The sequence below is a fragment of the Wolbachia endosymbiont of Cardiocondyla obscurior genome (assembly GCF_902713635.1).
Taxonomy (GTDB): Bacteria; Pseudomonadota; Alphaproteobacteria; order Rickettsiales; family Anaplasmataceae; genus Wolbachia; species Wolbachia pipientis.
On record NZ_CACTIU010000049.1, the window covers coordinates 1 to 10,591 of the forward strand.

Here is a 10,591-nt window from a genome sequence, read left to right on the forward strand (position 1 = left end):
TTGCCTTTTTTTTCATTTGGTAAATTTCTTAATGTTTATGGCTAAACGACAACCGTCATCCCGCTGCTTGTTAGCGGCTAAGAGATACCGCGAATGAATCGCGGTATGACGTAGGGATTGCATTAGCTATAATTCTTTAGTTTTCACTTTTCTTTTAACCTTGCAATGATATTTTCTTTGCCGATAAAAATTAATAATTTAGCGAGCTCTGGTCCTGTTTCTGTTCCTGTTAAAGCTAAGCGCAACTGCATAAATAGGTCTTTTGCCTTTATATCTACTGTGTGCCGAATAGTTGTGACCCACTCTGATAATGTGTTTTCATTATAATCGTCTTGAGGCAATGTATTGAGCGCGATTTTTATAAGCTCCTTATCAAGAATCACAGGCTCTATATCGGATTTGCATATTTTCCACCACTTGGCCACCTCAGAAAACCTTTCTATATTGTTCTTTATAAAATACCAAAACTCTGAGGAGTCCACTCCAATTTGATTTAAACGTTCTTGTATAATTTCAAATGGCATTTGTTGCAGCACTTTGCTATTTAGCTTGTATGCTTCACTCAAGCTAAATTGCGTACATGCTGAGCTAAATTTTTTAATGTCAAATGAATCAATCAAAGATTGCATACAGGCGCAAGCTTCAATTGGATTGGATGTTCCAAGCTTCACTAAATAACTAACTAGTGCCATCGGTTCAATTTCATCTTCTTTTATAGATTTAATGTCCAGCACGCCGGTTCGCTTGGATATTTTGCTATCATCAAAATGTAGCAGAGAAAGGTGAGCAAATGTAGGGATTTTCGCTTTTAATGCTTTAATCATTTGGATTTGCACTGCGGTATTAGTTACATGATCTTCCCCGCGTACAATATGAGTTACATTAAAGTCAACATCATCAGTAACAGAAGGTAACATGTATGTGTAAATTCCATCTTCTCTTTTTACCACAGGATCGCTGATGTGACTTGTTGCAATATTTATTTCACCTTTAACTTCATCATTCCATTTAACAACTTCATTTCTATCCAACTTAAATCTAAAATGTGGTCTTCTTCCTTCTTGCTCATAACTAATTTTCTCTTGCTCAGTTAGAAGTAACGCGCTTCTGTCATATACAGGGGGAAGTCCTTGTTTTAACTGCAATTTTCGTTTAATGTCTAACTCTTCTCTTGTTTCATAGCATGCATAAATATGCCCTTCTTTTATTAACTGCAAAAACACCTCATTGTAACGCTCAAAGCGCTCTGATTGCTTGAAACTTGCATCCCAATTGATACCAATCCATTTCAAATCTTGTATGATATCATTTATATATTTGACATTTGAACGCTGAAGGTCAGTATCATCAAAACGGAGTAAAAATTTTCCATTTTGATTGCGTGTGTACATCCAACAAACCAAGGCAGTTCGTACGTTTCCTACGTGGAGGTAGCCAGTTGGGCTTGGAGCGAATCTTGTTAGCATTTAAATAGCAATATTGTTTACTCTAATTTATTTTAATTTTATATAAATATATGGCTAGAGCAAGCGAGATCTGCTAATACAATTGAGCAAGAGAAGAATAAGTATGGCTATAGCATTGTGGCACCTTTGATATTTGATGGATTAAGACCATATGATAAATTCAAGAAAATTCACAGCTTGACGACAAAGGCTAATGTAGCATTATATTGGTATCATGACTAACTTAGAAAAGATGAGAGAAAAACTGCAAGATCAAATAAATTATCATAATGTTTTGTATCACCAAAAAAATAAGCCAGAAATAAGTGATGCTGAATATGATGAACTGAAGAAAAAGTTAGCTGAAATAGAGCCAGAAATTTATGCAACACAAGATAGTGTTGGTGCTCCACCTGATGAGAGGTTTTCTAAGGTGGAACATCAAGAACCTATGCTTTCCCTTGAGAATGCTTATGATGAACAAGGTGTAGAGAAATTTTTGTCTAAAATAAAGAGGTTTTTAATTGAGGACAAAATAGAGATATTATGTGAACCAAAAATTGATGGGTTGTCGTTTTCTGCAATTTATGAGGATGGAAGATTTGTTAAAGCTGCAACTCGAGGTGATGGTTTTGTAGGGGAAGATGTCACTCACAATGTTGCAACAATAAAAGGCTTTCCTAAGTTTTTGCAAGGTGTGCAAGGAAGACTAGAAGTAAGAGGTGAAATATACATCAGTAACAGCGACTTTTTAAAGTTAAATGAAAACGATGAATTTGCCAATCCTCGAAATGCAGCCGCTGGTTCTCTAAAGCAATTGGATGCAAACATTACAGCAAGCAGACCTCTTAGATATTTTGCTTATTCTTTGATTGGTGGAGCAGAGAAAAGTCAAAGTGAGGTACTAAATAAGCTTGAGGCACTTGGTTTTTGCGTAAATGAGCATCAGTCCTTAACGAGTAGTTTAGATGGAATGCTGAAGTTCTATAATGAAGTCTATAACTGTCGCTATAACTTGGATTATGATATTGATGGAATAGTCTATAAAGTAAATGATTTGGTACTACAAAATCGTCTAGGGAATACTCACAAAGCACCGCGCTCAGCACTTGCATACAAGTTTTCTGCGGTTTATGCAAAAACAAAGTTAAATAAGATATTTATACAGGTGGGCAGAACAGGGGTTTTAACTCCAGTTGCAGATTTAGTGCCAGTCAATGTTGGTGGGGTGCTAGTTAGTAGAGCAAGTCTGCATAACCAAGATGAGATAAAACGTAAAGACATAAGAGAGGGAGATATTGTAACAATCAAAAGGGCAGGGGATGTAATTCCCCAGATCGTTGAAGTAAGCAGAGATTCTCGTCTTCCAAATACACCTGAATTTGTGTTTCCTGAAGTATGCCCTGAATGTGGTAGTAAAGTACGTCAGGTTGAGGGAGAGGCTGCAGTAAGATGTCCTGAGGAATTTGCCTGTAAAGCTCAAATAATAGAAAAACTAAAGCATTTTGTATCGAAAGATGCATTTGACATTGTTGGCCTTGGTGATAAGCAGATAGAGTTTTTTTACGACCTTGGTCTGATAAAACAAATTCCCGATATTTTTACTTTAGAAGAAAGATTGGATGAATTTAATCTGGAAGAACAGTCTGGTTGGGGCAAGAAATCAATAGCTCATTTATTAAATGCTATACAAAGCAGAAGGGTAATAACTCTAGATAGGTTTATATTTTCTTTAGGTATTAGATTTATTGGCCAAGTTGCAGCAGAATTGCTTGCAGATTATTATGTTTCTTATGATAATTGGTATAATTCGATGATTGAACTGTCATCAGATAATACTGAGCTAGTAGGTATAGACGGCATAGGAAAAAAAGTAGCTGAATCTTTGGAATCATTTTTTTCTAAGGAACATAACATCAAAATGTTAAATGATCTTACTGCTTGTCTTCAAATTCTTCCTGTGAGCTCCAACTCTAGTAACTCTGTTTTAAATAATAAAATTATAGTGTTTACTGGTAAGCTACTTGCTATGAGTAGAGGAGAGGCAAAAGTAAGAGCCAAAACTCTAGGAGCAAAGGTCAGCTCACATCTTTCTGCTAAAACTGACTACCTAATTGCAGGAGAAAAACCAGGATCCAAATATAAAAAGGCAGTGGAATTAGGTGTAGAAATTTTAGATGAAGACCAGTGGCATAAAGTGATAAGTTTGGGAGTGTTCAAATGAAACTTGGATTGTATATTAAATCAAAGTTGCAAGACTATTTAGAGAGTAGCCAATTCTTTCCATCCAAGAATCATTTTATTGACTTGCCTCAATTTTTCAACAGAAGGCAAGTCTTCTGTGCTGAGTGGTAGGCGGACAGTTTGATGTTCTATGAGCCCAATATCATGCAAAAGTGCTTTAGTGGGTATTGGGTTGCTGGCAATAAATAACGCTTCGCAAGCCTGTTGCCAGATATCTGCCTGAGGGTTCCTGCCATTGAGGCACTTCTTAACGTATTCATGTGCTACGCGCGGCCAAACATTGGCAGCAACGGAAACCAGACCAGCCGCACCATAAGCGGCCATATCAGATATCATATTATCATCTCCGCAAAAGACCTCAATATTTGGTGCAACTTTCTTATACTGAGTTAAAGTATCAACAGTGCCACTTGAATCTTTGATAGCCCAAAATTTTTCGTGATTGGATAAGTTGCGTACAGTTTCAGCATGAAGACTCACTCCTGCTCTCGATGGAATATTGTAAAACATAGCCGGCACATGTGCTTTTTCAAGTAGCTTTTCAAACCATAAAGTCTGCCCCATAATTCCGGGCTTTGCATAAATGGGAGTTGTCATTAGATAGCCATGAATAGGCATACCCTTGCAAAAATCAAGCCATTCAAGAGTCTGATATAGATTCACTCCTGGTACGCCAATTATAATTTTCGTATTTAATTTTAGCTTACATACGAATTCAACTAATGTACGCTTTTCAGAATCAGTAAGCGATAGGCTCTCACCTGTGCTACCTAGCAACACTACGCCATTTTCAGCTTTAACTTGCATTGTCAGTAAACGCTGCAAACTGCTATAATCTATGCTATCTCCATTGCAATTAAAAGGAGTAATACAAGCAGTCCATAAAAATGTAGATTTCAATTTAAATTGTTAAAATGGTATTTCATCATCGAGTAGTTCATCTTTTATATCGTTGTCAAAACTTTCGTGTTTATCTTTTTGTCCTGTTTCACCTTGTTTGTATTCACTTGGCTTGTAATCAGGATTTGGCGCACTATTTCGTGAATCCAAGAGAGTAAGAGCGCTATTAAAATTATATAGAACCACCTCTGTTGTGTATCTTTCACCACCGTTTTGGTCAGTCCATTTTCTAGTGCTCAAAGAACCTTCAACATAAACTTTACTGCCTTTGCGTGCAAAATCTTTGACGATTTTTACTAATCCTTCACTAAAAATTACGATATTATGCCACTCTGTCTTTTCAGAGCGCATACCGGAAAGTTTGTCAGTCCAACTTTCAGACGTGGCTATTGAAAAACTTGCCATTTCTTTTCCATTTTGTGTAGTCCTAATTTCAGGATCTTTTCCTAAATTACCAACTAGTATGACTTTGTTTATGGTACCACCAGACATAATTATGCTCTAAATAAATCCTTTTATTATCTTATGTGAAAATACTATTGTCAAATTTAATTAAAAGTGCGCTTGGAGGGATTCGAACCCACGGCCTTTGCCTCCGGAGGGCAACGCTCTATCCAACTGAGCTACAAGCGCATATATATTTAAGTTATTTAATAGATAAGCCATCCAAGTCAAATTTTTGTTTTGGATAAAGCGTAAACATAATACTCCCATATCCAAAATATACATTTTGAGAATCATTCGCATGCTTTTTTATTGCTTTTTGATCTACGGTCCATACAAAAGTTACATAATTTTCAGTGACTGAGTGCACTTTTAAATCCTTGGTATTTATAAACAGTTTTCCATTTACCCATATTTTCCATGTATCGGGAGAAAGATATAAAATTGAGTCTAAACTCACTACCTTACCGTTGAAATTATCTGATACCTCCTCTTTTGCAGCTCTTGAAGATCGTAAATTGAACTTTTCCATTTCATTGACCATTCTATTAACTGGCTCTTCATCAAAAAAAATGCTTTTTACGTTACTATATTGTGACAAAACGTCAAAGTCACTTTCCACTGCTTCTCTTATTATATCGTCCCGATCTGTATAGCTTAGTTTTTGATTGTTGATAAAGAAACACTCTTTTGCACGCAAATTTGCTATATCAATAAAATCGTCGATTTCTTGATTGCCAACTTTAAGAATACTTTCAAAATATCTTTTTTCTATCATCATTCCATACTGAGAATGATGACAAACCATTTCATCATTACCTTGTTTTTCTATATATACGCATAAATTTCCACTATTTAATCCTAATATTTTATGCTCAATAAAATCTTCATTGCCAATATATTGTCGGCAAGAATACTCCTTACAAATTTCTATGCTTTCTATGATATCTTCACAACTGCAATATGCATTAACATTGGAAATGAGTAGCGTAAAAATAAAAAACAGCTTTATGTTCATCACCTTATCTACTTAATATAGTATACCAATCAAAGACTATATTAGCTCTCACTATCTCTATCATATTACCATTCAAAATCTGATTCATAGTTGCAGCATCAATATTTCTCTGCTTATTTAAAATAAGAGATTTGATCATAACATAACCGGGCAGATTTGGAATAGACTGTAGAAATAAAAAAATATGCTTATCGCTGATTGAGCTTAAATTTAGGACCACTTCACTTTTTATTACTTTTGTGCGTTCACTTTTGTTGTGGAGCTCAACTTCTTCGGGTATAGAAATTGATATTTCAGGTTCTAATATATAGTGCTTTTTATATAACTTGCTAAGCTCGAAATTTAAATTTGCAATGTATCTGCTACTATGTAAATTTGAAGAAGAAATTTTTTTCCATAAATCTAGGTTTTTATTTAGAACAACTTCCTTTTTTTGAATTCCAGTAATCTGTAAATTAATAGAACGTATTTTATCAATCGCAATTTGGTTTTTATTATAAATCTTTTCGTTATAGATAACAACATATGTTAATAACCCTATTAATCCAACAGATAATAACAAATACGATATAAACTGAATTGTAGCTTTTCTTTTTAATTGAGAGATAGTCATTAATCTACATTGCCTCTCCTATTTCAACATCAATAGATAGATTTTGCTCTTTAGCAGCAGGTAAGCTAGAAATATTAATGTCATAGGTACGAAAATTATCGTTTAAATTTTTTCGTAGTTTCTCGTATTGATGAGAAATATTTTTACCGGATTGAAAATTAAACTTTAAAGTTGTGGTAATATAACTTTTTGCCTCATTATAATTCCATTCAAATGATCGAAGCTCTATACCTGGTATTTTTAACTTTTCTACATACTTAACTTGTGTAAGAGGAGAGTATTCTATTTTTGATAAAATATTATTGATATTAATAAAATCATAAATTTCATCTATTTTTTTTACATTATAGCTTTGGCTAAGTTTTGTTAATTGGTTATTTAAGGTGTTCTGCTTTGCTGATAAATTATCAGCGACATTGAAATTTGAATACAAATTTAGCAAACAAAGGGTGTTTGTTATAACTAAAACCAGGGCGAAGTATAGAAAAATTCGAGGAGAGTTTAAATAAAGGTAATTGAATAGATAAAATTCTTTAGTTTCCTTTGTATTAAAAATAGCTGCTAATTTATTCTTAAAGCTATGAAACAAAATTATGGTATCGCAAAAGTTATCTTTTTCACTTATAGCTAGTTCTGCTCCTAATAGTTTGCCTAACTCATATGGAGTTAATATGTTCACACTGTTCTCTGAAAAATTTATGACTGATAAACTAGCTTTGATATCTTCTGACACTATGATACAAAGGTCGATAGGGTTATTTTTTTCAAACCCAAACTTAGTTAAGGATCGAATAGTATCTTGCACTTCCTGATATATTCCACCAGCGATAATTCCTGGTAAATTATCATTAGTAAATGATGTTAAGCGCGTAAATACCATTTTATTCTCTTTAAGAACCACTTGTCTATAGCCTCCCGTTTTAGTTGCAGCAACTATAATTTTCCAATTATTAGGATCTTTATGTAGAATCTTTTTTGTTATATTACTTATTTCTATAGGAAACATTAATATTCCCTTAAAGTTGGAGCCTATCTCAATAAACACATTCAACCAATATTCTACTAAATGCTTTGCTTTTGATGAAACAAGAAGATAGCACCAGTTTTGATTGAATTTGTTTGGCTTCTCAACCAAAAAAACTGAACTTATGTCATTATTACGAGAAAAATGCTCCATCTTTGTTTTTGCTGATAGATAGGCACTAATCTTGTTTGCCCTTGTAATAAACTGTAGCGAGTAATTTTGATCTGCATGATTAAGCACCAGGTATAAAGGTGCTTTTTTATCTGACGAAAGACATGAAATTAAATCGGAAACTGCTTTATCGTTTTTGCCCTTAACAAAATACCTTTTATTTAAAGTATTATTTTTAAAATATAGTAACATTATGCCTTCTTCTCCAATAGAAAGCATAAACTTACTTTTGGATTTTGAACTAAACATATTAACAAAGCATATACTTATCTAGAATTAAAAAGGCAATTTATTGAAATTCATTAAACGTTAGAGGGAAATATTGTTATAAATTTTCGCAGCAACATTATTTATATTATAATTTTTTTATAAAATTACCACTAATATTAAGTTATTTAGATAACAAATTAAGAAAATTCATTAAGACGAATTTGTTGTTTTTCAAATTGTAGGTAAACCTAAGCCACTTTAGCTATATCTGCCGATTGACTTTAATTAATAAGAGTTATTAATCTATTTACTATTCTTGTAATATTATTTCTAATGGTAAAGAAATATATATTTTTCTGGAACAGTTGTTATTTCAGATACAGAATTTATTGTAAGTAAACTAACCATTTGCTGAAGAGCGCTCATCTTCTGTGGTACTTGATGATGGAGCAACTAATTTGCTCAAAATCTCATCTTTTGGTCCCATAGCGTAAATGACACCATCTGACATGAGGATCACCTTATCAACTACGGACAATAACGGTAGCTTGTGAGTGATGATAACAGTAGTAGTATTTTGTTTTCTTGCAATGCCAATTGCATTAATTAAGCATGCCTCTCCATTGCTATCTAAGTTAGCGTTTGGTTCATCAAGTACTAAAAGTTTTGTGTGACCATAAAAAGCTCTGGCAAGTCCAAGAAGCTGTTTTTGGCCGCCAGAGAGCGTTACTCCTCCAGGACCTCCTATTGTTGTATCATATCCATTTGGTAAGCTTAGTATTAGTTCATGTATTCCTGCAATTTTTGCTGCTTTGATTATTTCTTCAGGATTTGGATCTGGCCTCATACGAGCAATATTAGCTTTGACACTAGTGTTAAATAACTCAATATCCTGAGGTAAGTAGCCAACATAATTACCAAAATTTTCTCGATTCCAAGTATATACATCAGCGCCATCTAGTCTGACTACACCAGATATTGGCTTCCATACACCAACAGTTAATTTTGCGATAGTGGATTTACCAGAAGCACTTGCACCAATAACACCAACTACATCTCCAGGATCTATAATGAATGATATTCCTTTTACTGTCGGCTTATTGCTTCCATAAGGAGTAAAAAATACTCTATCAAATTCCAATTTTCCTTCAGGTTCTGGTAGAGCCATCGTTTGCTCTCTTTTTGGCGATGTTAATATAAGTCTTTGTAGCCTTCCATATGACATTCTAGCCTGATTTAAAAACTTCCAAGTATGAACCGCAGCATCAAATGGTGCTAATACTCTACCCATTAAAATTGAAGCAGCGATGATGCTACCGGCAGTCTTATGAGCTGTGATTGCAAGTAATGCACCTGTTCCAATCACTGATATTTGCAGAGTTGAGCGCAAAAATTTAGTGATTCCAGTAATTACATTAGAGCGATTTTGTGCTTTAATTTGCATTGCTCGGTTCTGATCATTTCGTTTACACCAATCAGAGACTATGAATTCTGACATGCCCATAGCTTCAACCACTTCTGCATTTCTTGTTGCAACATCTATAGCATTGATATTCCGTATAGTTTCTTCGTTGGTTTCTTGTAATATTCGTTTAGTGGCAAGTTCATTCCATATTGCCATAGAGACTAATATAATAATTCCAGTAATAGCTATAAACCCCGTGGAGGTATGTATCATGAAAATCACAACAAGGTAAATTAACGACCATGGAGTATCAAACAGTGAGAATATACCATTTCCTGTAATGAAATTTTTTATCACTCCGAGATCTCGTATTGCTTCACCACTTGAAGTTGAGCTCTGCACTGACGTTAGCCTGATTGACCTTACTATCAGATCTGGTGTTGCAGTTTTATCGATCCAATCACCTATTTTTGCCATGGCTAAATATCGACAAGTTTCAAGCATTGCAGAACATGCAAATGCAGATAAAGTGATAATTGTCAGCATAGTTAGTGTTGATACACTTTCGCTCGATATCACCCGATCAAGCACTTGAGAGGTATAAAGTGGTAGGAATAACATTAATAAATTGATTCCCGCACTAAACCAAAAGATAAACCAAAATGCACTTTTGCATTTTTCTAGGCAAACATATAGAGTACTTTGCTTCAATTCTTTTTTTATTGATGGCGTAATTTCCACAATCTTCCTCTTAATTTGATTACATGCACCATATACAATTTTTATTACAAAAATATTAATAACGGTAGTTAGCTTACTTTAAGTGAGTAAAATATTAATATATGTGAATAGGAAATATAAACAATGGTAAAAAGAAGTATAGTTAATATTTCCTTCATTGCCTATAGCGAAGCTACGTCATACCGCGATTCATTCCATAGCTGTACGAACATTCATTTTTGAAGGTAAACTGCACAGCAAATGGTGTCATGAAAGTAGCTGACACTGGGATGGCTTTGTTGCATCGCTACTTATGAAAGGCTAACTATAGTACTTCCCAAAGTAAATGATAAAGGTATAATAAGCTATTTGAGTTATAATGGCGTATAGTGTGGAT

Annotated in this window: 8 protein-coding genes and 1 tRNA gene; 1 reads left to right on the top strand and 8 read right to left on the bottom strand. The window is 34.1% G+C overall.

What is annotated here, in order from left to right; genetic code table 11:
- Nucleotides 1–143 precede the first annotated feature (143 nt).
- Nucleotides 144–1,466 (bottom strand): glutamate--tRNA ligase, encoded by a 1,323-nt coding sequence (gene gltX, locus WOCAOBSORBRA_RS04250; protein ID WP_174516004.1) that lies wholly within the window; start codon nucleotides 1,464–1,466, stop codon nucleotides 144–146.
- A 214-nt stretch (nucleotides 1,467–1,680) separates the two neighbouring features.
- Here gltX and ligA point away from each other — a divergent pair, with 214 nt between their 5' ends.
- Complete coding sequence (ligA, locus tag WOCAOBSORBRA_RS04255; RefSeq protein ID WP_077188219.1) at nucleotides 1,681–3,669, top strand: NAD-dependent DNA ligase LigA; 1,989 nt, start codon at nucleotides 1,681–1,683, stop codon at nucleotides 3,667–3,669.
- 38 nt (nucleotides 3,670–3,707) lie between these two features.
- Here the strand turns inward: ligA and dapA are convergent, their stop codons facing one another.
- The 7 genes from dapA to WOCAOBSORBRA_RS04290 all read right to left on the bottom strand — a co-directional run bounded on the left by dapA (nucleotide 3,708) and on the right by WOCAOBSORBRA_RS04290 (nucleotide 10,215).
- Nucleotides 3,708–4,589: a 4-hydroxy-tetrahydrodipicolinate synthase gene (dapA, locus tag WOCAOBSORBRA_RS04260; protein ID WP_174516005.1), complete on the bottom strand. Its 882-nt coding sequence runs from the start codon at nucleotides 4,587–4,589 to the stop codon at nucleotides 3,708–3,710.
- A 9-nt stretch (nucleotides 4,590–4,598) separates the two neighbouring features.
- Nucleotides 4,599–5,081, bottom strand: a complete 483-nt coding sequence (ssb, locus tag WOCAOBSORBRA_RS04265; RefSeq protein WP_174516006.1) for a single-stranded DNA-binding protein — start codon at nucleotides 5,079–5,081, stop codon at nucleotides 4,599–4,601.
- A 67-nt stretch (nucleotides 5,082–5,148) separates the two neighbouring features.
- Nucleotides 5,149–5,222, bottom strand: a tRNA-Arg gene (locus WOCAOBSORBRA_RS04270).
- Nucleotides 5,223–5,235: 13 nt separating this feature from the next.
- A complete protein-coding gene (locus WOCAOBSORBRA_RS04275) occupies nucleotides 5,236–6,051 on the bottom strand; it encodes a hypothetical protein (protein WP_010082449.1) in 816 nt (271 codons plus the stop codon).
- A 4-nt stretch (nucleotides 6,052–6,055) separates the two neighbouring features.
- On the bottom strand, nucleotides 6,056–6,664 hold the full coding sequence (locus WOCAOBSORBRA_RS04280; protein WP_015589194.1) for a hypothetical protein: 609 nt from the start codon (nucleotides 6,662–6,664) through the stop codon (nucleotides 6,056–6,058).
- Nucleotides 6,665–6,668: 4 nt separating this feature from the next.
- The gene (locus tag WOCAOBSORBRA_RS04285; RefSeq protein WP_015589193.1) at nucleotides 6,669–8,108 is read right to left on the bottom strand and encodes a hypothetical protein; all 1,440 of its coding nucleotides are present in this window, start codon (nucleotides 8,106–8,108) and stop codon (nucleotides 6,669–6,671) included.
- A gap of 361 nt (nucleotides 8,109–8,469) precedes the next feature.
- Nucleotides 8,470–10,215, bottom strand: coding sequence for a type I secretion system permease/ATPase (locus WOCAOBSORBRA_RS04290; protein ID WP_015589192.1), 1,746 nt, complete (start codon nucleotides 10,213–10,215; stop codon nucleotides 8,470–8,472).
- Between the last annotated feature and the right edge of the window lie 376 nt (nucleotides 10,216–10,591).

Excerpts from the sequence above, each read along its gene's own strand:
- gltX (WP_174516004.1), bottom strand. The coding sequence starts at position 1,466 with ATGCTAACAAGATTCGCTCCAAGCCCAACTGGCTACCTCCACGTAGGA.
- ligA (WP_077188219.1), top strand. The coding sequence starts at position 1,681 with ATGACTAACTTAGAAAAGATGAGAGAAAAACTGCAAGATCAAATAAAT.
- ssb (WP_174516006.1), bottom strand. The coding sequence starts at position 5,081 with ATGTCTGGTGGTACCATAAACAAAGTCATACTAGTTGGTAATTTAGGA.
- WOCAOBSORBRA_RS04275 (WP_010082449.1), bottom strand. The coding sequence starts at position 6,051 with ATGAACATAAAGCTGTTTTTTATTTTTACGCTACTCATTTCCAATGTT.
- WOCAOBSORBRA_RS04280 (WP_015589194.1), bottom strand. The coding sequence starts at position 6,664 with ATGACTATCTCTCAATTAAAAAGAAAAGCTACAATTCAGTTTATATCG.
- WOCAOBSORBRA_RS04285 (WP_015589193.1), bottom strand. The coding sequence starts at position 8,108 with ATGTTTAGTTCAAAATCCAAAAGTAAGTTTATGCTTTCTATTGGAGAA.